At 74.0% G+C, this 21,160-nt stretch carries 15 protein-coding genes and 1 tRNA gene; 13 read left to right on the top strand and 3 right to left on the bottom strand.

Annotated elements, in window-relative coordinates:
* Positions 1–29: 29 nt before the first annotated feature.
* From atpE to RQM47_RS04535, 8 genes are all read left to right on the top strand, one after another.
* The gene (gene atpE / locus RQM47_RS04570; RefSeq protein WP_311661462.1) at positions 30–257 is read left to right on the top strand and encodes an ATP synthase F0 subunit C; all 228 of its coding nucleotides are present in this window, start codon (positions 30–32) and stop codon (positions 255–257) included.
* Between the two features lie 117 nt (positions 258–374).
* Positions 375–878 (top strand): F0F1 ATP synthase subunit B, encoded by a 504-nt coding sequence (gene atpF, locus RQM47_RS04565; protein WP_314007609.1) that lies wholly within the window; start codon positions 375–377, stop codon positions 876–878.
* Between the two features lie 81 nt (positions 879–959).
* Positions 960–1,511 carry an ATP synthase F1 subunit delta gene (gene atpH / locus RQM47_RS04560; RefSeq protein WP_314007607.1) on the top strand — a complete coding sequence of 184 codons (552 nt, stop codon included), beginning with the start codon at positions 960–962 and terminating at the stop codon, positions 1,509–1,511.
* A 131-nt stretch (positions 1,512–1,642) separates the two neighbouring features.
* Positions 1,643–3,235, top strand: a complete 1,593-nt coding sequence (gene atpA / locus RQM47_RS04555; RefSeq protein ID WP_314007604.1) for a F0F1 ATP synthase subunit alpha — start codon at positions 1,643–1,645, stop codon at positions 3,233–3,235.
* Between the two features lie 92 nt (positions 3,236–3,327).
* Positions 3,328–4,251, top strand: a complete 924-nt coding sequence (gene atpG, locus RQM47_RS04550) for an ATP synthase F1 subunit gamma (RefSeq protein WP_314007601.1) — start codon at positions 3,328–3,330, stop codon at positions 4,249–4,251.
* A 500-nt stretch (positions 4,252–4,751) separates the two neighbouring features.
* Positions 4,752–4,840, top strand: a tRNA-Ser gene (locus tag RQM47_RS04545).
* Between the two features lie 177 nt (positions 4,841–5,017).
* Complete coding sequence (gene ppdK, locus RQM47_RS04540) at positions 5,018–7,786, top strand: pyruvate, phosphate dikinase (protein ID WP_311661455.1); 2,769 nt, start codon at positions 5,018–5,020, stop codon at positions 7,784–7,786.
* Positions 7,787–7,999: 213 nt separating this feature from the next.
* The gene (locus RQM47_RS04535; RefSeq protein ID WP_311661454.1) at positions 8,000–9,757 is read left to right on the top strand and encodes a hypothetical protein; all 1,758 of its coding nucleotides are present in this window, start codon (positions 8,000–8,002) and stop codon (positions 9,755–9,757) included.
* A gap of 216 nt (positions 9,758–9,973) precedes the next feature.
* Here the strand turns inward: RQM47_RS04535 and RQM47_RS04530 are convergent, their stop codons facing one another.
* Positions 9,974–11,011, bottom strand: coding sequence for an aspartate carbamoyltransferase catalytic subunit (locus RQM47_RS04530; RefSeq protein WP_311661453.1), 1,038 nt, complete (start codon positions 11,009–11,011; stop codon positions 9,974–9,976).
* Positions 11,008–11,601 (bottom strand): bifunctional pyr operon transcriptional regulator/uracil phosphoribosyltransferase PyrR, encoded by a 594-nt coding sequence (gene pyrR, locus RQM47_RS04525; protein WP_311661451.1) that lies wholly within the window; start codon positions 11,599–11,601, stop codon positions 11,008–11,010. Before pyrR ends, RQM47_RS04530 begins: the two co-directional genes overlap by 4 nt.
* A gap of 173 nt (positions 11,602–11,774) precedes the next feature.
* On the opposite strand from pyrR, the gene RQM47_RS04520 reads away from it, so the two are divergent.
* Both RQM47_RS04520 and RQM47_RS04515 read left to right on the top strand, forming a co-directional pair.
* Positions 11,775–12,779: a DUF58 domain-containing protein gene (locus tag RQM47_RS04520; RefSeq protein ID WP_311661449.1), complete on the top strand. Its 1,005-nt coding sequence runs from the start codon at positions 11,775–11,777 to the stop codon at positions 12,777–12,779.
* 367 nt (positions 12,780–13,146) lie between these two features.
* Positions 13,147–14,754, top strand: coding sequence for a M28 family peptidase (locus tag RQM47_RS04515; RefSeq protein WP_311661448.1), 1,608 nt, complete (start codon positions 13,147–13,149; stop codon positions 14,752–14,754).
* A 240-nt stretch (positions 14,755–14,994) separates the two neighbouring features.
* Here RQM47_RS04515 and RQM47_RS04510 read toward each other — a convergent pair whose 3' ends face one another.
* Entirely contained in the window at positions 14,995–17,262 is a 2,268-nt protein-coding gene (locus RQM47_RS04510) for a penicillin acylase family protein (protein ID WP_314007598.1), read from the bottom strand.
* Positions 17,263–17,455: 193 nt separating this feature from the next.
* Between RQM47_RS04510 and RQM47_RS04505 the strand changes: the two genes are divergently transcribed.
* The 3 genes from RQM47_RS04505 (at position 17,456) to RQM47_RS04495 (ending at position 21,063) form a co-directional block, all read left to right on the top strand.
* On the top strand, positions 17,456–18,658 hold the full coding sequence (locus RQM47_RS04505) for a M20 family metallopeptidase (protein WP_314007595.1): 1,203 nt from the start codon (positions 17,456–17,458) through the stop codon (positions 18,656–18,658).
* Positions 18,659–19,204: 546 nt separating this feature from the next.
* Positions 19,205–19,942, top strand: a complete 738-nt coding sequence (locus RQM47_RS04500) for a DUF2461 domain-containing protein (RefSeq protein ID WP_314007592.1) — start codon at positions 19,205–19,207, stop codon at positions 19,940–19,942.
* A gap of 83 nt (positions 19,943–20,025) precedes the next feature.
* Entirely contained in the window at positions 20,026–21,063 is a 1,038-nt protein-coding gene (locus RQM47_RS04495; RefSeq protein ID WP_311661441.1) for a hypothetical protein, read from the top strand.
* Positions 21,064–21,160 lie beyond the last annotated feature (97 nt).

Here is a 21,160-nt window from a genome sequence, read left to right as displayed (position 1 = left end):
TCTAGATCACCCCCCACCCTACCCGCATTATGGATCCCTTCTCGCTTGGTTACCTCGCCGCCGGCCTCGGCGCCGGCCTCTGCGTCCTCGGCGCCGCCCTCGGCATCGGCCGCCTCGCCGGCGCCGCCCTCGAAGGCTCGGCCCGCCAGCCCGAAGCGGCCGGCGACATCCGGACCACGATGATCATCGCCGCCGCCCTGATCGAGGGCGCCACGTTCTTCGGCCTGATCGTCTGCATCCTCATGGCGATCAAGTAACCGCCGCGATCGCCCGGGACACACGTCCGGCGCGCCCCGCCGCAGACCTCTTCGGGGGCGGGGCGGGGCGCGCCGCCGTCCCACCCCGCCCGCCTTCCGGGACCACCCCGCCCTCCGATGCTCGTCGCCGCCAGCCTCCTCTCCGCCAACTTCGGCCTCGCCATCTGGCTGGCCATCGCCTTCGTTTTGCTCCTGCTCGTGCTGGGCAAGTTCGCCTGGGGGCCGATCACGTCGGCGCTCGAGGAGCGAGAGAACACGATTGAGGAGTCGATGACGCGCGCCGAGCGCGCGCTCGCCGAAGCCAAGCAGCTCCAGGCCGACAACGAGGCCGCCCGCCGCGAGGCCGAGGCCCAGGCCCAGGCCATCCTCCGCGACGCCCGCGACGAGGCCGACCGCCAGCGCGAGGCGGCCCGCACCGAACTCCGCACCGAGCTCGCCGCCGAGCGAGACCGGGCGACGGCCGACATCGAGCTCCAGAAAGACCAGGCGCTCTCCGAGCTCCGCTCCGAGGTCGCCGCGCTCGCCGTCGGCGCCGCCGAGAAGATCCTCCGGCAGAAGATTGATGCGACAGAGCAGCGCGGGCTCGTCGACCAGTTTATCGCCGACCTGCCGACAAACTAGGGATCCGTGTTTTGAGGTTTAGGGATGGGAGGTTCCTGCCCCTGAACCCTGGACCTTGGAACCCCGAACCACCCCGCCCCCATGGACGCCGTCTCCCGTCGCTACGCGCAGGCCCTCACCGAAGAGGCCCAGCAGACCGGCACGCTCGCGGCCGTCGACGCCGACGTGGCGCTCCTTACCGAGACGCTCGACGGCTCGCGCGAGCTCCGGCTCGCGCTGACCAGCCCGGTCGTCCCGCAGGCGAAAAAAGAGGCCGTGCTCCAGAGCCTGTTCGGCGACAAGCTTTCTGACCTCTCGATCCGGTTTCTGAACCTCCTCGTCCAAAACCAGCGCGACGGCCAGATCCCATCCATCCTCGACGCCTACCGCGCCCTCCGCGACGAGCGCACGGGGACCGTCGAGGCCACGGTCCGCACGGCGAAGCCGATGTCGGCCGAGGAGCGCGACCGCCTCCAGACCGCCCTGGAGGCGCGCGCCGACGCGACGGTCCGCATGCGCGTCGACATCGACCCCAGCCTGATCGGCGGCCTCGTGGTCCGCGTGGGCGACGTGGTCTACGACCGGAGCGTCCGCCACCAGCTCGAGACGCTCCGCGAGCAGCTCGCCGAGCGCGCCGCCGTGTCGCTGAACTAGGGCGGGGCGGGGTGGCTCCCGGGGCGGGGCGGCGGCCCCGGCACCACCCCGCCCGCCAGACCGTTTCGCACGGACCGCCCCGCCCGCGCACCGACTCTACTGACTCACCGACCTACTGACTCCGACTGACCATGGCAACTGCGATCCGCCCCGATGAAGTGACCGCCGTGCTCCGCGAGGAGCTCGGCGGGTTCGACGCCTCCACCGACGTCTACGAGGTCGGCACCGTGCTCCAGGTGGGCGACGGCATCGCCCGGCTCTACGGGCTCTCGAACGTCCAGGCCGGCGAGCTCATCGAGTTCCCGGCGTCCGGCGTGACCGGCATGGTCCTCAACCTCGAAGAGGACAACGTCGGCGCCGTGCTCTTCGGCGACGCCGAGCACGTCAAGGAGGGCCACGAGGCCCGGCGGACCGGGCGGATCGCGTCCATCCGCGTCGGCGAGGGCATGCTCGGCCGCGTCGTCGACCCGCTGGGCAACCCGCTCGACGGCAAGGGGCCGATCTCGGGCGAGCTCTACGAGATGCCCATCGAGCGCAAGGCGCCCGGCGTCATCTACCGCGAGCCCGTGACGGAGCCGCTCCAGACCGGCATCAAGGCCATCGACGCGATGGTCCCGATTGGTCGCGGCCAGCGCGAGCTCGTCATCGGCGACCGCCAGACGGGCAAGACGGCCGTCCTCATCGACGCCATCCTCAACCAGAAGCGGACGCATGAGACGGGCGACAAGCCGGTCTACTGCATCTACGTCGCGATCGGGCAGAAGGCGTCGACGGTCGCCACCCTCCAGGCGGCGCTCGAGCGCTACGGGGCCATGGAGTACACGGTGATCGTGAACGCGCCCGCGTCCACGCCCGCCCCGCTCCAGTTTATCGCGCCGTTCGCGGGCGCCTGCATCGGCGAGTTCTTCCGCGACACGGGCCGCCACGCGCTCTGCATCTACGACGACCTCTCGAAGCAGGCCGTCGCCTACCGCGAGGTGTCGCTCCTGCTGCGCCGCCCGCCGGGCCGCGAGGCGTACCCGGGCGACGTGTTCTACCTCCACAGCCGCCTCCTGGAGCGCGCCGCCAAGGTCACGGCCGACGACGAGATCGCCCGCGACATGAACGACCTCCCCGAGTCGCTCCAAGGCCTCGTTCAAGGCGGCGGCTCGCTGACCGCGCTCCCCGTTATCGAGACGCAGGCCGGCGACGTCTCGGCGTACATCCCGACGAACGTGATCTCGATCACGGACGGCCAGATCTTCCTGGAGTCGAACCTGTTCAACTCGGGCGTCCGCCCCGCCATCAACGTGGGCATCTCGGTGAGCCGCGTGGGCGGGAACGCGCAGGTGAAGGCGATGAAGAAGGTGTCGGGCACGCTCCGGCTCGACCTCGCCCAGTACCGCGAGCTCGAGGCGTTCGCCAAGTTCGGGTCCGACCTCGACCCGGCCACGCAGCGCCAGCTCAACCGCGGCGCCCGCCTCGTCGAGGTCCTCAAGCAGGGCCAGTACGAGCCGGTCCCGGTCGAGGAGCAGATCGCCATCATCTACGTGGCCGGCCAGGGCCTGATCGACGCCGTGCCGGTGCCGCGCGTGCGCGAGTTCGAGCGCGAGTTCCGCGAGGCCCTCCGCCTCAAGCACGCCGAGGCGCTCGCCTCGGTCCGCCTGTCGGGCAAGCTCACACCCGAGGGTACGGCCGCCTTCGAGCAGGAGGCCGCCGACCTCACCGCCCGCTACGCGGCGTAAGGAGGAATGGAGGGATAGGGGATCGAGGGATGGGCAGACCACCCCGCCCCGCCCCCTCATCCCTCTCCCATCCCTTATCCCTCCCCATCCCCATGGCGAGCCTCCGCGACATCCGCACCCGGATCGGGTCGGTCAAGAACACGCAGCAGATCACGCGCGCCATGAAGATGGTGGCGGCGGCCAAGCTGCGCCGGGCGCAGGAGCGGATCTTCTCGACCCGCCCCTACGCGTTCAAGATCCGCGAGATGATCGGGCACCTCCGGCAGCGGCTCGACGTGACCTCGCACCCGCTGTTCGAGGCCCGCGACGAGGTCGAGGGCGCGCTCCTCATCGTCGTCACGAGCGACCGCGGGCTGGCCGGGGCGTTCAACACGAACATCCTGAAGGTGGCCGAGGCCACGATCGCCGAGCGGTTCGCCGCCCAGCGCGACGCCGGTCGGCTCCGCATCGTGGCCGTCGGGCGCAAGGCGCACGAGTACTTCGGCAAGCGCGGGTTCACGCTCGTCGGCGACTTCCAGGGCCTGTTCAACGACCTCCGCTTCCCGCGCGCGGGCCAGATCACGGACCTCGCCGTCGAGGGCTACCTCGCGGGCGAGTGGGACGTGGTCGAGGTGGTCTACAACGAGTTCAAGAACACGATCACGCAGAACCGGATCGCCGAGCAGCTCCTGCCGATCCCGGCCGAGGCCTTTTTCACGCCGGTCATGGAGGAGGCCGCTGACCTCGACACGGCGGCCGGCGAGGCCGACGAGGTCGAGTACATCTTCGAGCCCTCGGCCGAGGTGCTCCTGGAGCGCCTGATCCCCGAGTACCTCCAGTACCAGCTCTGGCGCGCGCTCCTGGAGTCGAACGCGTCGGAGCAGGGCGCCCGCATGGTGGCGATGGACAACGCCACCACCAACGCCGGCGAGCTCCTCAAGGACCTCAAGCTGACGTACAACCGCGCCCGCCAGGCGGCGATCACGACCGAGATCATCGAGATCTCGTCGGGCGCCGAGGCGATGACGGCGGGGTAGGGGCAGCGGGCAGCGGGCAGCGGGCAGCGGGCAGCGGGCAGCGAAGGTGCAACCACCCCGCCCGCATCAGGGGCACGATGCAGCCGCCCCGCCCGAGCCGTGGGCGGGGTGGTCGTCGTAGCAACGCCATCGGGCCGCGGTGTCCGGGGGGCGGGGCGGTCACAACAAGCGGGGTGACGGCCTTCGGCTGAAGTGCCGCATGGGACCGCCCCGCCCTTTGGATCTTGGATCCACCCGCGTCGGACGCGACACGTCGTGTCCCCACGGGTGCCACGGGTCCTAACGGGCGCCGCCACCGTCCGCCACCCCGCCCGGAGCGACGCCGCATGGCGGGGGCGGGGCGGCCCTCTCGACGCAACACGCCGCCCCGCCCGCCCTTCCCTCTTTCCCGTTCCGCGAGCGCAGCGAGCCCTCTTCCCTCCCCCAGACGTTCACCGGCCGCCGGTTGCCCCCGCCCCGCCCCGCCCCTAGCTTGGGCGCCCCGCCCCGCGGACCCCTCTGGAGAGGTGGGTGAGTGGCTGAAACCACCGCTTTGCTAAAGCGGCGTGCCCTTCACGGGGTACCGGGGGTTCGAATCCCCCCCTCTCCGCACCGAGCCCCGACGCCGTCCCTGGCGTCGGGGCTTTTTGTGGTGCCCGGGCGGGGTGGGACGGGCGGCGCAGGTGCGCCCCGGGATCCGCCCCATGTTTCGTTGCCGGCGAACATTCGCGGGCGGGGCGGAGTGAACGGGGTCCAGACAACGCCCCTGCTCCTCCCCGCCCCGCCCATGCTCACCCCCGACCCCACCGACCGCGCCCACCGCTGGGTCTACTCGTTCGACGACGCCCCCGTGGGCGACACGCCCGAAGAGAAGGGCGAGGCCAAGGCGCTGCTCGGCGGCAAGGGCGCCGGACTCGCGGCGATGACGGCGGCCGGGCTCCCCGTGCCACCCGGCCTCACGGTCACGACCGAAGCGTGCCTCGCCTACCGCCGCCACGGGTCCGTCTTCCCCGAGGGGCTGTGGAGCCAGACGCGCGAGGCGCTCCACGGCATCGAGGAGGCGACGGGGAAGCGGTTCGGGGACCCCGAGAACCCGCTCCTGCTCTCGGTCCGCTCCGGCGCCGCCGTGTCGATGCCCGGCATGATGGACACGGTCCTCAACCTGGGCCTGAACGACGAGACCGCGGCCGGGCTCGCGGCGCAGACCGGCGACGAGCGGTTCGCCTTCGATGCCTACCGCCGGTTTGTGGCCATGTTCGGCGAGGTGGTGATGGGCCTCGACGGCGCCCGCTTCGAGCGCGTGCTGGACCGGGCCAAGGCCCAGACCAAGGGCGGGCGCGACACGGACCTCTCGCCGGACCAGCTCCGCGACGTCGTCGCCCGGAGCAAGCGGCTCGTGTTCGGGGACCAGCACGGGACGCCGTTCCCGGACGACCCCGAGGAGCAGCTGCGCCAGGCCATCGCTGCCGTCTTCCGGTCCTGGGACAATGACCGCGCCCGAGCCTACCGCCGCGTCCACCGGATCGCCGACGACATCGGGACGGGCGTGACGGTGCAGGCGATGGTGTTCGGGAACATGGGCTGGGACTCTGGCACCGGCGTGGCCTTTACGCGCGACCCGTCGACGGGCGAGAACGAGCTGTACGGCGAGTACCTCCTGAACGCTCAGGGCGAGGACGTCGTGGCCGGGACGCGGACGCCCAAGCCCATCGCCGGCATGGCCGACGACCTCCCCGAGACCTACGAGGAATTCCGCGAGATCGCCGGCCGCCTCGAAGCGGCCTACAGCGACGTCCAGGACGTCGAGTTCACGGTCGAGCGGGGGACGCTGTGGCTGCTCCAGACGCGGACGGCCAAGCGGAGCGGGGCGGCGGCCGTGCGCGTGGCGGTGGACTTGGTGAACGAGGGCGTCATCGACCGCGCGGAGGCCGTGCGGCGCGTGGCGCCGGGCGCGCTCGACGCCCTCCTCCACCCGACGGTCGACCCCGAGGCCGAGGTCGAGGTCTTGGTCGAGGGGCTGCCGGCGAGCCCGGGCGCGGCGACCGGCCGGGCCGTGTTCACGTCGGACGCCGCCGAGGCCGCGGCCGCCGAGGGCGGGGCGGTCATCCTCATCCGCCAGGAGACGAGCCCCGACGACTTCGACGGGCTCGTCGCCGCGCAGGCCGTGGTGACGGCCCGCGGCGGCATGACGAGCCACGCCGCCGTCGTGGCCCGCGGCATGGGCACGCCGTGCGTGGCCGGCGCCGACGCGCTCCGCATCGACGCGGCCCAGGGCCGGCTGACGGCGGGCGGCCACACGGTCGTCGCCGGCGACTGGCTGACGGTCGACGGCGCGACGGGCCGCGTGCTCCTGGGCCAAGTCCCGACCGTCGAGCCCACGCTGGGCGACGACTTCCACACGCTCATGGGCTGGGCCGACGACGCGCGCCGCCTGGGCGTCCGCGCGAACGCGGACACGGCCGAGGACGCGGCGCAGGCCCGGGAGTTCGGGGCCGAGGGGATCGGCCTGTGCCGGACCGAGCACATGTTCTTCGGCGACGAGCGGCTGGCGGCCGTCCGCGAGATGATCCTGGCCGACGGGTCGGGCGCCCGCGAGGCCGCGCTGCGCCGGCTGCTCCCGCTCCAGCGGGCCGACTTCGACGGCATCTTCCGGGCGATGGACGGGCTGCCCGTCACGGTCCGCCTGCTCGATCCGCCGCTCCACGAGTTCCTCCCCGACCTCCTGGAGCTGACCGGCGAGGTGGCCGAGCTGAAGATGGCGCTGAAGGGGGCCGAGACGCTGGCCGAGATGGACCGGCTCCTCGATGCGTCCGACACGGCGCGGGCGCTGCTCCGCCAGGTCGAGCGGTTGCAGGAGAGCAACCCGATGCTCGGGCTCCGGGGCTGCCGGCTGGGGCTGCTCTACCCCGAGATCACGCAGATGCAGGCGCGGGCCGTGTTCGAGGCCGCCGCCGACTGCGCCGCCGACGGCGTCGACGTGCAGCCCGAGATCATGGTCCCGCTCGTGTCCGTCGCCGCCGAGCTGGCCGACCAGGAGGCCGTCGTGCGCGCGGTCGCCGACGACGTGTTTTCGGAGCGGGGCGGGGCGATCGACTTTCTCGTCGGGACCATGCTCGAGCTCCCGCGCGCGTGCCTCACGGCCGGCGAGATCGCCGAGCACGCCGAGTTCTTTTCGTTCGGGACGAACGACCTCACGCAGACCACGTTCGGGCTCTCGCGCGACGACGCCGGCCGGTTCCTCTCAGCCTACGTCGACCGCGGCGTGCTCTCGGACGACCCGTTCCAGACGCTGGACCAGGAGGGCGTGGGCGAGCTCGTGCGCCTGGGGACCGACCGCGGCCGGGCGGCCCGCCCCGCCCTCAAGGTGGGCGTGTGCGGCGAGCACGGGGGCGACCCGGCGTCGGTCGCCTTTTTCCACCGCGCCGGGCTGGACTACGTGAGCTGCTCGCCGTACCGGGTCCCGGTCGCGCGCCTCGCCGCGGCCCACGCGGCGCTTGCAGACGGCGACGACCGCGAGACCGAGGAAGAGGCCCGCCCCGCCCTGGCCGAGGCCTGACCGCCCCGCCCGTGAGGCTGCTTTGCCCGAGCGACCGCCCCGCCCGTGGAGCGGGGCGGCGGCCGACGAGCCTCCCGCCGCACGACGGAGCGGGGCGGGGCCGTTGAGGGCGGAGCGCGGCCGAGGCCGCCGCTATCTTCTCCCTCCCCCCGCCCCACCCTTTGGGTCCGCCCCTTGGGTCCGCCCTTTGGGTCCGTCCCGGGAACCGCTCCCGTGCCCTCCGCCGATCCCCCCGCCCGCCTGCCAAGCGACCCGCCGCCGCGGCCGGCGCCGGGCGGGGCGGAAGCCGAGCCGTCGCTCCGCGCGCACCTTGCGGCGCAGTGGCGGGCGTGGCCGCTGTGGGCGCGCTGGGGCGGGGTGGCCGTGCTCGTCGCCCTCCTGGCGTGGGCGCTCACGGATACGGCCTCCGACGTCGCGGAGGGAGCGAACGACGAGGACATGATGCGGCAGGTGGCGCTCGCGCGGGCCGAGTGGGCGGACGCCCAGCGCCAGGCGCCGCAGGCCCTCGACCGCCGCCCCGCCGAGGGCACGCTCGGCCCCGGCGACGCGGAGCGCGACGACGGCCGCTACGCGGACTACTACGCGTTCGAGGCCGACAGCCTCGACTTTTCGGTCCTCGTTACCTCGGACGACTTCGCCCCCGACCTGTCGGTCCGCCGCCCCGACGGGCAGACAGTTGCGGCGTCGAACCTGCTGCGGACGGAGGGGCGGGCCGAGATCGAGGGCCTCCAGGGGCCGGGCCGGTTCGTGGTCGAGGTGTCGCCGTTCGAGCCCGGCACGTCGGGCGCCTACGTCCTGGAGGTGGTCCCCGCCGGCCCGGCAGACTCCCTGTTCGTCGACGAGGAGCCACGGCTGGACACGCTCGGGCAGGGCGCGCGGCGGGGTCCGCGGTATGAGCGGGCGTATGGCGTGATGACGGGGTCCGAGGTCCCCGTCCTGCTCCGCGTCGTGTCGCCGTCGTTCACGCCGCGGCTCCACCTGTTCGGCCCCAACGGCGAGGTCCGCGGGTCGTGGCGGACCGTCGAGCGCCGGGCGAGCGGCGACAGCCTCCGCGCCGTCGTGATCCGGTACCTCCCCGGCTGGGACGCCCCGTACCGGCTGCTCGTCACGTCCGAAGAGGCGGGCGCCGAGGGCGCGTACGCGCTCGACGTGCGGAGCCTCCAGACCTACAGCCTCGGGCTGGGCGAAGAGGCCGACGGCGCGCTCGGCGACGACAGCTGGCTCGTCGACGGCCGCTACGTCGACACGTACCGGCTCCGGGTCCCCGACGGCGTCCGCACGCGGCTCGTGGCCGCGTCCGAGGTGTTCCCCCCCGCCCTCCGCGTGTGGCGCCTCGACGGACGGTCGCGGAAGGACGTCGCCGACGCGGCGAACCCAGCCGGCGGGCCGGAGGCCACGGTCGAGGGCCGGCTCGACGCGGGCGATTACTTCGTCGAGGTGTCGTCGGGCGGCGAGTGGGAGCCCGGCGACCCGGCGCGGGGCGGCGACTACACGCTCGCGTCCGAGACCGAAGCCGTCGAGCCCCCGCCGCCGACCGCCGCCCCGCCCGGCGGCCGCTACGACGGCCCCGCCCCGCCCACGAAGGTGTTCGCCACCGAAGTCCGGCGGGAGGGCGAGAGTGGGGAGAGCACGTTCGAGGTCGGCGTGACGACGGTCGCCATCTCGTACCCCGGCGAGACGCGGACGCGCGTCCAGCTCAGCGTCACCGTCCGCTCGGTCGACTACAGCGGGGGCTGGGCGCCGTGGGAGCGGTTCGCGGCGCAGTCCTACCTCGTCGACGACACGGGCCGCCGCTACGCCGTGTCGGCCGCCGAGAGCACGAGCCCGTCCGGCCCGACCGCCGAACCGGGCACGTCGCGCCGGGGCACCGTCGTGCTCTACGCGCCCGAGGTCGCCCGTGACCTCCGCCGCCTCGTGTTTGTGGCCTCCATCGGCGAGCGCTCGCTGACGCTCCCGATCCCGGTGCCGTAGGGGCGGGCAGCGGGCAGCGAAGGTGCACCACCCCGCCCGCATCAGAGACACGATGCAGCCACCCCGCCCGAGCCGTGGGCGGGGCGGTCGTCGTAGCGGCGTTGCACGCAACGCCGTCGGGCCGCGGCGTCCGGGCGGGGCGGGCACGGCGTCGCGGGGCACCACGCGGGGCGTCCGTACCGGGGGCGGGGCGGAGCCGGCGCCACCCCGCCCGCCTCACCCCGCGTCCGCGGACGCGCCCGCCCCGGACAGGAGGTAGAGCACAGCCATCCGCACGGCCACGCCGTTCGTGACCTGGTCGAGGATGACCGAGCGGTCCGAGTCGACGACCTCGCTGGCCAGCTCGACGCCGCGGTTGACCGGGCCGGGGTGCATCACCCAGAGGGCGGGGTGGCGCGCGAGGTGCTCCGGCCCGATCCCGTAGAGCTCGGCGTACTCGCGGAGGCTCGGCGTGAGGCCCACGTCCTGACCCTGGCGCTCGAGCTGGATGCGGAGGGCCATCGCCACGTCGCAGCCGTCGAGCGCCTCGTCTAGGCGGTCCGTCACCGTCACGTCGCGGCCGGCGAGGGCGGCCTCGACGTCACGCGGCATCATGGTGCGCGGGCCGCACAGCGTGACGTGCGCGCCGAGCGCCGTCAGGCCGTAGACGTTCGAGCGCGCCACGCGGCTGTGGGCGATGTCGCCGACGATGCTCACGCGGAGCCCGCGGAAGTCGAACGCCCCCAGGGCGGGGTGGCCCGGCACGTCGAGGTCCGAGATCGTGAGCGCGTCGAGCAGCGCCTGCGTGGGGTGCTCGTGCTGGCCGTCGCCGGCGTTCACGACGACGGCGTCGACGCAGCGCGTGAGAAAGTGGGCGGCCCCGGCCGAGCGGTGGCGGACGACCACGAGGTCGATCCGCATGGCCTCGATGTTGCGGGCCGTGTCCTTGAGCGTCTCGCCCTTCGACACGCTCGACTGCCCGGCCGAGAAGTTGACGACGTCGGCCGAGAGCCGCTTTTCGGCGAGCTCGAACGAGAGCCGCGTCCGCGTCGAGTTCTCGAAGAACAGGTTGCAGCACGTGACGCCGCGGAGCGACGGGACGCTCCGGATGGGCCGGTCGAGCACGTCGCGGAACCGCCGGGCCGTCTGCAGGATGAGCCGGACCTCGTCAGCGCCGTAGTCGGCCAGCCCGAGCAGGTGGCGGTGCCGGAGCGCCTCGGCAGGCGCTGGTACAGGGTACGAGGTACCGGGTACGGGCGTGCGTGGCCCCCTCATGTACCCTGTACCCCGTACCCCGTACCCTTCTGGACCAGCCACACGCCGTCCTCGGCGTCCTCCTCGGCCAGCCGCACGCGGACGAGCTCGCCGGGCGCCGTCGGGACGTGGCGGCCCACGTAGTCCGGCGCGACGGGGAGCTCGCGGAGGCCGCGGTCGACGAAGGCGAGCAGCCGCACCGACGCCGGCCGGCCCATGTCGGTGAGCGCGTCGAGCGCGGCCCGCGTCGTCCGCCCGGTGTAGACCACGTCGTCGACGAGCACCACGCGGCGGCCGTCGAGCGAGAACGGGATGTCGGTCGGCTGGACGAGCGGCGTGGGCCGCCCCGCCCGGTGGCCCACGTCGTCGCGGTAGAACGTGGCGTCGAGGACCCCGAACGGGAGGCGGACGCCCTCGACGGCTTCGATCCGCTCGCGGAGCCGGCGCGCGAGGTGGACGCCCCGCGTCTGCATCCCCACGAGCGCCAGCCGCTCGGCGGGGTCCGCGTCGTCGTCGAGTTCCTCAACGACCTGCCGGGCCAGACGGTCGAGCGTCCGGGCCATGTCGGCCTCGTCCATCAGGTGGGCCTTGACGCGGTCGGGGGGCGGCATGGCCGGAAGCTACCGCCGGCGCAGGAGCGCAGGAGCGCACCCCGCCCGCGAGGCGCCAGGGGCGGGGCGGTGGCCGGAACTTTTCCACCCCGCCCGGCCCTCTTCCCCTCTTCCCCTCTTCCCCTCTTCCCCTCTTCCCCTCTTCCCCTCTTCCCCTCTTCCCCTCTTCCCCCGTGCCGGACCGCCCCGCCCCCGCCCTGCTCACGCCCGAGGCGCTCGCCCAGATCGAGTCGTTCGAGCTGCGCGCGCGGGCCGTCGTCGAGGGGTTCATCACCGGCCTCCACAAGAGCCCGTACCACGGGTTCTCGGTCGAGTTCGCCGAGCACCGGGCCTACAACCACGGCGACGACCTCCGCCACGTGGACTGGAAGGTGTACGGCCGGTCGGACCGGCTCGTGCTGAAGCGGTACGAGGAGGAGACCAACCTCCGGCACTACGTCGTGCTCGACACGAGCCGGTCGATGCGCTACGCCGGCCACGCCGGGCTCACGAAGCTGGAGTACGGGGCGACGCTCGCGGGCGCGCTCCACGTCCTGTTCGCCCGCCAGCGCGACGCGACGGGCCTGGTCACGTTCGACCGCGGCGTCCGCGACCTCGTCCCGCCCAAGAGCACGTCGGGCCACGTGCGCCGGCTGCTCGCGCGGCTCGCGCGGCTTCTGGAGGACCCCGCCCCGCCCGCGGGCGGGGCGGAGACGGCGGGCGCCGAGGCGCTCCACCAAGTCGCCGACCGCATCCCGAGGCGCTCGCTCGTGGTCCTCATCAGTGACCTGTTCGACAACGCCGGAGGCGACAGCGCAGCTAACATCGGAGGTAACCGCGCAGACGGCGCCGCGAGCGGGGCGGGGCGGGGCGGCTCCGGCGACTTCGTGCGCGCGCTCCGCCACCTCCGCCACCGCGGCCACGAGGTCGTCGTGTTCCACGTCCTCGACGCGGCGACCGAGCGGCGGTTCGCGTTCCCCGACGCGCCGGTCCAGGTCCGCGACCTGGAGACGGGCGAGACGCTGACGCTCCGGCCAGGGCAGGTCCGCGAGAGCTACCAGGCGTCGGCCGAGGCGTTCGTGGAGCGGCTCCGGCGGCAGTGCCGCGAGGCCGGCGTGGAGTACGAGGTGCTCGACACGGCCCGCCCCTACGCCGACGCCCTCCGCGCCTACCTCGACAAGCGGCGGCGGCTCTACTGAGGGCTCACGAGTGCGGCGACGGCGGGGCCGGGCGGGGCGGTGGACGAGGCCGCCGGGCGGACCCAATGGGCGTTCTCAGGGGCCGGGCGGTCGGCCTCCGGATCCCCCGCCTCCGCGGGGACGACGGCTGGGGGGACGTCCACGAGCGCACTCTGAACGCGCGGGCACGGACGCCGCCCCGCCCATGCGCCGCCCCGCCCCGGGGGCCTTTTCCAGAGCCCTGGGACACGGGGCGGGGCGGCAGCCGCGTTGTTCGGGCGCGTGTGCTGGCGGCCTCGGCCGGGTATCCTCTGGCTCCCCCGGACGCCGGCGCCACCCCGCCCGCGCGGTCGCTTTTCGCTCCCCTTCTGCTCCCCTGTTGCTCCGCATGCCCACCCGCTCTCCCCTCCTGCTCGCCGCCCTGGCGGCGCTCGCCGCGCCGGCCGCCGCCCAGACGCCGACGGCCTCGGCCAACCCCGAGCTCGTCCAGCGCTACCAGCAGACGATCACCCCGGCCGAGCTGGCCGGCTACCTCTACGTCTACGCCGACGACTACCTGGCGGGGCGGGAGACCGGCGAGCCGGGCCAGCGGTTCGCCGCGCGCTACCTCGCCGGCCAGTACCAGACGATGGGCGTGATGCCGAAGGGCTCGGGCTCGGGGACCAGCCCGTACAACCTCGACGGCTACCTCCAGCCGTTCAACCTGGAGCAGAAGGTGCTCCGCAGCTTGACGGCCGTGGCCACGCGCGACGGCGAGACGATCCTCGAGAGCACGATCCGCGACGGCGACACGGCGGGCGCCGTGCTCGTGCCGGCCTACGGGGCGGTCGACGACGCCACGCCGGCGCCCGTCGTGTTCGTCGGCCATGCGGACGAGGGCGACCTCGCCCCGCTCCCGCTCGAAGGCGCCTACGCGCTAATGCTCCCGGGCACGGTCGAGAACCCGGCCGACCGCGGCGCCACGATCGACCACGTCGGCGTGCTCGGCCTGCGGGGCGTCCGCGGCGTGCTCCTGGTGAGCGCCCCGACGTCGGCGGCGCTCGCCGAGTCGGCCGCCGGGGCCTTCGGCGGCGGCCGGCTCGCCCTCCCCGCCCCGGGCGGGGCGGAGCCCGACGCCGACGACCTCCCGCCCATCCTGGCGACGAGCCCAGAGGTGGCCGACCGGCTGCTCGCGGGCGTCGGGCGGACGGTCGAGAGCGGCGACGACTCGCCGGCCGAGACCGGCGTGATGCTCTCGGTCACGGCCGACGTCGAGACGCGCCTGGTCGACACCGAGAACGTCGTCGCCGTCGTCGAGGGCTCGGACCCCGTGCTCAAGGACGAGTACGTCATCATCAGCGCCCACCTCGACCACGTCGGCGTCGCGGACGAGGGCGAGGACACCATCTTCAACGGGGCCGACGACGACGGCTCGGGGACAGTCACGCTGCTCGAGATCGCCGAGGCGTTCGAGGAGGCCAAGGCGGACGGCCACGGCCCGCGCCGCTCGGTCCTGTTCCTCCACGTGACCGGCGAGGAGAAGGGGCTCCTGGGCAGCGAGTACTTCGCCGACCGTGACCCGCTCGTGCCCATCGAGAACGTGGCTGCCAACCTCAACATCGACATGATCGGCCGGCACGACCCCGAGCGCGGGTTCGACACGACGGACTACGTCTACGTCATCGGCGCCGACCTCATCAGCCAGGACATCGCGGACTGGAACGCGGCCGTCAACGAGGCCACGGGCACGGGCATCTTCCTCTCGGACAAGTTCAACTCGCCCGACGACCCCAACCAGTTTTTCCGCCGCTCGGACCACTGGAACTTCGGGAAGTACGACGTCCCGTTCATCTTCTACTTCACCGGCACGCACGAGGACTACCACGGCGTCGGCGACAGCGCGGACAAGATCGACTACGACCGGATGGCGCAGATCGCGCGGCTCGTGTTCGGGACGGCCTGGGAGATCGCCAACGCCGACGACCGCCCGCGCGTGAGCGGCGTCGGGTTCAACTAGGCGGCCACCCCGCCCTCGACGTTCGGGCGGGGCGGTGCTCCGGCTGCGGCCCCGCCGGGACGTCCCGGCGGGGCCGCGTGCTGGACGGGCGGGGTGGCGGCCGCCCCGCCCCGGTCGCCTGCAGGATGAGACGCCACTTCCTCTCTACCGAGTGGCGCGACGGGAGCACGTCCTGGCCCGAGCGGAGCGCGCACGAGCCGCCCCGCCCATGTACGGGGCGGGTCCTCTTTCTCTCCCCCCTCAGCGCGCCACCACGAGCGTCCGCGTCGCCGCCCCGCCCTCGCCCTGGAGGCGGACGAGGTAGACGCCGGCCGGGAGCGCGCCCGTATCGAGCGTCGCCGTCTGGCCGGGCCGCGTCGGGCCGTCGTGGAGGGTCGCAACGCGGCGGCCGAGCGCGTCGAACACGTCGAGCCGGGCCGCCCCGCTCGCCGAGAACGCGACGGTCGTGCGGGCCGCCGACGGGTTCGGGTAGACGGCGTCGATCCCAAAGGCCGCGCCGGGCGGGGCGGGCTCCGACGGGACGGCCGTGGCGCCGAGGAACGTGAACGGCTTCATCAGGATCTCGCCGCCGCCCGGCAGCGACGACTCGTAGAGCGGCCACTGGTCCGAAAAGTGCGCGCTCGTGTCGCGGGCGATGTTGACGAACCCGCTCTGGCCCGGCGGGATCACGTTCTCGGCGGTGCTCCCGAACCGTGAGAACTCGACGACCTGCTGGTACGTGCCGGGGTACTCGGGGTACTTCGCGTTCGTGCGCACGACGCGCGTAAGCCCCTGGAGGTCCTCGAACGAGACAGGCGAGGTCGCCTCGAGGTGCTGCTCCAGGAACAGGACGCCGTCGTACGGGCGCAGGCGGCCGCCGGGCGGGGTGTCGGTCCAGGGCACGTTGTCGCCCTGGTCCCAGCCGGCGGCCGGCTTGTTGTTCCAGTTAGCGAAGTAGCCCTGGGCCGGGTTCACCGCCTGCGGCTGGCGCACGAACGGCACGAGGCCGGTCCACTCCTGCGTCCCGTCGCCCTGGAGCGGGAGGCGCGGGTCGGCGCCGGCCGGACGGATGGGGTAGTCGCCGACGTGCCAGAACGCGATGTTCTGCTCCTTGTCGGCGTAGAAGATGTTGAACGAGACGGGCGCGCGCGAGACGGCGGCCTCGAACGCCTCGACCGACGTGGCGTCCCAGGCGTCGAGGAGCGCCTCGGCCATGTCGAGCTCGCGCTGCCAGAACGTGTACTTGTAGGCGTAGGCCTGCCCGTTCGCCTGGTCGAGCGAGTAGACCGGACCGTGGACCGACCGGAAGTGGGTGTAGGTCACGTCCGCCCCGCCCCGCACGCGGATCGTCTCGGTAAAGGCTTGGGCGGGGCGCGCCGCGCCGTCGTAGACGTAGGTCGGGACGCCCTGCGCGGTCGGCGGCCCGAGCGTGAGCGCGAACGTGTCGGTGTTGTCGGAGAACCCGGTCGTGAACGTCCACGTGCGCCCGCGCGTCCGCCCGATGATGACGCCGGGGATGCCGGGGACTGTCATGCCGGCCACGTGGAGGCCGCCGCCGCCGGGCTCGCCGACGAGGAGCTCGACCTCGCTCGTGACCGCCTTCTGGTCCTCGGCCGGGAGCCCCATCTGCGGCGCCCCGAGCAGCATCACGTTCCCGGACTCCGTCATCGGCCCGGAGACGACGGCGGCGAACGAGCCGAACGTGTGGGGGACGCCGTGGGCGATGAGCGACGCCGTCAGCGCCGCGCGCTCGGCCTCGACGGCGGCGGCGACCGCGGGGTCCACCCCGCCCCCGAGGTAGGAGCCGTACTCCCCGGCCTCGGCCGCCCCGCCCTTGAGCGTCGTCGGCGCCGTCGGGTCGTTGATCGGGCGGAGCTCGTTGAACCGTGCGAGCCCAGCCTCGTCGCCCAGCTCAGCCTGAAACGCCTGGAGCTCCGCGAGCCGCGCGAGCTCCTGCCCGCCGATCTCGCCGAACCGGCGGATAAAGAACTGCATGACCGCCATCGTCTTCGTCACCGTGTACCGCTCGGGCGCGAACCCGCCCGCCGCGTACTCGAACGGCAGGTAGACGGCCGGGTTGGCGGCCGTCGAGTCGATGTAGGCGTTGATCCCGCCGACGTAGGCCGTGATCATCGTCTGGAGCCGCGGCGAGAGGTCCTCGAACTGGGCGGCGCGCTCGGCCTCGGTGTAGTAGACCGTGCGGATGCCCTGGTCCTGGGGGACCGCCGGCAGTCCCCCCCCGAACTCGGGCGGAAGTTCAGCGAACCGGCCGGTCGCCGTGCGCCAGAACGTCTCCATTTGGAACAGCCGGTCCTGGGCGACGGCGAAGCCCTGGCCGAAGAACACGCCGAGCTCGGTCGGGGCGACGATGTGGGGCACGCCGACGGTGTCGCGGTCGATGGAGACCATTCCGCCGTCGGGGGCGCGGAGCGTCACGTCCTGAGCGGCCGGGCCGGGCTGCGCCGCGGCGAGCGGGGCGGCCAAGACCAAGACAACGAGGGGGATCAGCCGGCGGTAGCGGTGGGGCATGAGGGCGGGGGCGGGGTGGGGAAGCGCTTCCGAGCCGAAGGTAAAGGTTCTGTGATCCCGTGCCACCGCCCCGCCCCGATTCCGCCCCGCCCGCCGCTAGCTTGCCGCCTCGCCCGAAGAGAAGAGGGGCAGAGGAGAAGAGGCCAGAAGACGCCCCTCCTCTTCTCTTCTCCTCCTCCCCCCCGCCCCGCCCATGCTCGACCGCATCCGCGCCCTGGCCGACGACGGCTTCGACGAGACCGTCCGCCTGCGGCGGCAGATCCACCGGCGGCCCGAGCTGGCGTACGAGGAGCACGAGACGGCGGCGCTCGTGGCCGCCACGCTCCGCGAGATCGGGATCGAGCCGACGACCGGCGTCGCGCAGACCGGCGTCGTGGCCCATGTCGAGGGCGGGCGCCCCGGGCCGACCGTCGCGCTCCGAGCCGACATCGACGCGCTGCCCATCCAGGAGGCGACCGGGCTCGACTTCGCGAGCGAGGTCGACGGCCGGATGCACGCCTGCGGCCACGACGCGCACACGGCCTCGCTGCTCGGCGCCGCCCGCGTCCTCCACGCCGTCCGCGCCGACCTCGCCGGGGCGGTCCGCCTGATCTTCCAGCCCAGCGAAGAGAAAATCCCGGGCGGGGCGGTGGCGATGATCGAGGCCGGCGTGCTGGACGCGACGGGCGACCACCCCGCCCCGGCGCAGATTTTTGGGCAGCACGTGTTCCCGTCGCTCCCGGCCGGCATGCTGGGCGTCCGCCCGGGGCCGTTCATGGCGTCGGCGGACGAGGTCTACATCACGATCCGCGGGCGGGGCGGCCATGCGGCGGCGCCGCACGAGCTGGTCGACCCGGTCCTGGTGCAGGCCCACGTGCTGACGGCGCTCCAGTCGGTCGTCTCGCGGAACCGGCCGCCGGGCGTCCCGTCGCTCCTGTCGTTCGGGCGCGTCGAGGCCGACGGCGCGACGAACGTCGTACCCGACGCGGTCCGCCTTGTCGGCACGTTCCGGTCGATGGGCGAGGCGTGGCGGTTCGAGGCCCACGAGCACGTCCGCCGGATCGCCGCGCACACGGCCGAGGCGTTCGGGGCGACGGCCGAGACCGAGATTTTGGTGGGCTACCCCGCCCTCGTCAACGACGACGCGGCGGCGGCGGCGGTCCGCGCGGCGGCGGTCGACTACGTGGGCGAGGCGTGCGTCGAGGACCTCCCGATGTGGTACGCCTCCGAAGACTTCGCCTCCTACACGCAGCGCGTGCCCGGCGCCTTCTACGTGCTGGGCGTGGGGAACGAGGCGGCCGGCATCACGCACGGGCTCCACACGCCGCGGATGACAGTCGACGAGGAGGCGCTGCGCCTCGGGCCGGGGTTCATGGCCTACCTCGCGTGGCGCGCCCTGGAGTCGGGGGGGGCGTAAGCCGAGGGGCCGGCCGGTCGGCGGGGACCGCGCGGGCGGCTTCGGCGGCGCCACGGAGTTCGTCGCGGGCGGGGCGGTGGGCGCCCGCTCCCACCTGCGGGGCGGAGCCGGATCTCGACGTGGCCGTCCCACGAAACCACGCGGACCGCCGTGCACGGCGGCGACCAGTGTGAGCCGAGGTCGTCTGCTCCGCCCCGAGAGGCGGGGCTGCCCGCCGGAGCCAACACAGACAGCGAGGGGGCCGGTATCCCACCACAGACTCCGGCCCCCTGCTGCCAAAAGGAGGCGACCTGTGCGGGGCCACAACCTCCGAAACGGCCTCAAGAGTACCGTTCCTTTTTTCTAGTACGGGGTCCGGCGACAGATTCCGTCACGCCGCTCAACTTTTTTTTGCCCGCACGCCAGACGCCCGGCGCCGCGGCGCTCGGGAGCCGCGAGATGAGGACGCGGCGGAGGACGCCACCCCGCCCCCCGCGCCGGCGGGCGGGGTGGTACGATGCCGGAGCCGCCCCGCCCCCGCTCGCCGCCCCGCCCAGAACGTTGCCCATGATCGACGCGCTCCCCCCGTTTCCCGGCCTCTCCGACGACGGTCTCCAGTTCCTCCGCGGGCTCCGCGAGCACAACGACCGCGAGTGGTTCGCCCCGCGGAAGGCAACGTACGAGGACGAGGTCCGCGAGCCGATGCGGATGCTGGCGGCCGACCTGAGCCGGCGGCTCCCGGAGCACGGCCTCCCGCTCGGCGGCGCTCCCAAAAAGTCCGTGTTCAGGATCTACCGCGACGTCCGGTTTTCGCGCGACAAGTCGCCGTACAAGACGCACGCGTCGCTGGCGCTCGGGCGGGGCGGCGACCGGAAGGCGCCGGGCGCGCTCTACGTCCAGGTCGCGCCCGGGGCGAGCCTCGTCGGCGGCGGGTTCTGGCGGCCCGAGCGCGGGCTCCTCCGCCGGTGGCGCGAGCGGATGGTGGCCGAGCCCGACGCGTTCCTCGACATCGCCGACGACCTGCGCGCGGCCGGCCTCCGCTTCCAGGCGACGGGCGACACCTCCAAAGGAGACGGCGCAGCCAACCTGCTCAAGCGGATGCCGCGCGGGTTCCAGGAGTGGGCCGACTCGCCGGTCGCCGACTACCTGCGGTGGAAGGGCGGGTTCGCCGCCTTCCGCGACGACGTCCCCGACGCCGTCGTGCAGACGCCGGCCTTCGCCGACCTGGCCGTCGAGACGGCCGAGGCGCTCCGCCCGCTCCTCGAATACGGCTGGGCGCTCGTGGACGAGGCGCCGGGCGCCTGACCGCCCCGCCCGAGCCCCGCGGGCGGGGCGGCGAACCGCGGGGCGGGGCGGGGCGTGTAGCGCCGCCGCCCCCGCCGCTCCCCGTGCTTGCCCGCTCCACCCCGCCCCCGACTCCGCTCCAGGTCCTCGACGCCCGGCCGGCGACGGTCGGCGGCCTCGCCGCCACGCGCTACCGGCTCTACCGCGAGCACGCGCTGACCGGCGACGCCGACGTGGACCGCGCGTTCTCGACGTTCGACGCGCTCGTCGTCGCGCCGCCGGGCCGGGACGACGCGCCAGCAGTCACGGTCCTCAACGGGATCACGAAGGGGATGGACCGGAGCGCGCCGGCCGCGGTCGCGCTCGTGCGCGCGGGCCTGGGCGCCGTCCTGTTCGACACGCCGCTCGGCGGTGCGCGCCAGCTGGTCTCGTCGGGGCACGCGGGCGCCGACCTCGCCGAGTTGGGCCGGCGCGGCATCGCGCTCGACCTCCCGTTCACGGAGCGCCTGTTCGACGGCGTCGCCGCCGACGTCCCGGCCGTCCTTGGCTTGGCCGACCGCGAGCACGGGCTGGGGCGGGGCGGTCGGCAGGCGCTGTTCGGCGTCAGCTTCGGCTGCCTCCTCTCGGCGACGGCGTTCGCGCGCGACGGCGTGGGCGCGCGCTTTTTCGGGGCCATCGGCCACCCCGACCTGCCGGCGATGGCGCGCGGCCTGCTCGACGGGTTCGCCCGGTTCTCGGGCCTCCCGGCGGCGGTCGTCGCGGGCGGGCTCCGCCTGGGGCCGGTTGCCGAGGCCGCCGCGCGCCGCATGGGCGGCGAGCCGGCCGTCGGCGCGCTCCGCCTGGCCCGCCTGCTCCAGACGCTCGGGCGGGGCGGGAAGGCCGCCGCCGCTGTCGACCCGCTCGCGTGGGCGGGGCGGGTGACCGCGGACCGCCCCGCGTTCTTCCTCGCCGGCGAGGCCGACCCGGTCGCCCCGCCCGCGGACGTCCGCGCCTCGGCGGCGGCGTTCGCGCGGGCCGAGGTCGAGGTGCTCCCGGCGCTCGGGCACGGCTGGTACCCGGGCGCCCGCCCCGCCGGCGCGCTCTCGTTCGAGCGGGCGTGCGGGGCGTGGCTCGTCCGCCACCTGGCGGACTGGGCGGAGTAGAGGCGCCGCCCCGCCCGCCGCGCAGGGGGCGGGGCGGGGATCTCCTGACCGCGCGCGGCCGGGGGACGACCGCGCGGCGCGGGCGTAGGTCCGGGAC

It is taken from the genome of Rubrivirga sp. S365, from assembly GCF_032248475.1.
In the GTDB taxonomy this organism is placed as follows: Bacteria; Bacteroidota; Rhodothermia; order Rhodothermales; family Rubricoccaceae; genus Rubrivirga; species Rubrivirga litoralis.
This window is presented reverse-complemented; position numbering and strand designations above follow the sequence as displayed.

Bases quoted from the DNA above. Each gene is read 5' to 3' on its own strand.
- atpE (WP_311661462.1), top strand. From the start codon at position 30: ATGGATCCCTTCTCGCTTGGTTACCTCGCCGCCGGCCTCGGCGCCGGC.
- atpF (WP_314007609.1), top strand. From the start codon at position 375: ATGCTCGTCGCCGCCAGCCTCCTCTCCGCCAACTTCGGCCTCGCCATC.
- atpH (WP_314007607.1), top strand. From the start codon at position 960: ATGGACGCCGTCTCCCGTCGCTACGCGCAGGCCCTCACCGAAGAGGCC.
- atpA (WP_314007604.1), top strand. From the start codon at position 1,643: ATGGCAACTGCGATCCGCCCCGATGAAGTGACCGCCGTGCTCCGCGAG.
- atpG (WP_314007601.1), top strand. From the start codon at position 3,328: ATGGCGAGCCTCCGCGACATCCGCACCCGGATCGGGTCGGTCAAGAAC.
- ppdK (WP_311661455.1), top strand. From the start codon at position 5,018: ATGCTCACCCCCGACCCCACCGACCGCGCCCACCGCTGGGTCTACTCG.
- RQM47_RS04530 (WP_311661453.1), bottom strand. From the start codon at position 11,011: ATGAGGGGGCCACGCACGCCCGTACCCGGTACCTCGTACCCTGTACCA.
- pyrR (WP_311661451.1), bottom strand. From the start codon at position 11,601: ATGCCGCCCCCCGACCGCGTCAAGGCCCACCTGATGGACGAGGCCGAC.
- RQM47_RS04515 (WP_311661448.1), top strand. From the start codon at position 13,147: ATGCCCACCCGCTCTCCCCTCCTGCTCGCCGCCCTGGCGGCGCTCGCC.
- RQM47_RS04510 (WP_314007598.1), bottom strand. From the start codon at position 17,262: ATGCCCCACCGCTACCGCCGGCTGATCCCCCTCGTTGTCTTGGTCTTG.
- RQM47_RS04505 (WP_314007595.1), top strand. From the start codon at position 17,456: ATGCTCGACCGCATCCGCGCCCTGGCCGACGACGGCTTCGACGAGACC.
- RQM47_RS04500 (WP_314007592.1), top strand. From the start codon at position 19,205: ATGATCGACGCGCTCCCCCCGTTTCCCGGCCTCTCCGACGACGGTCTC.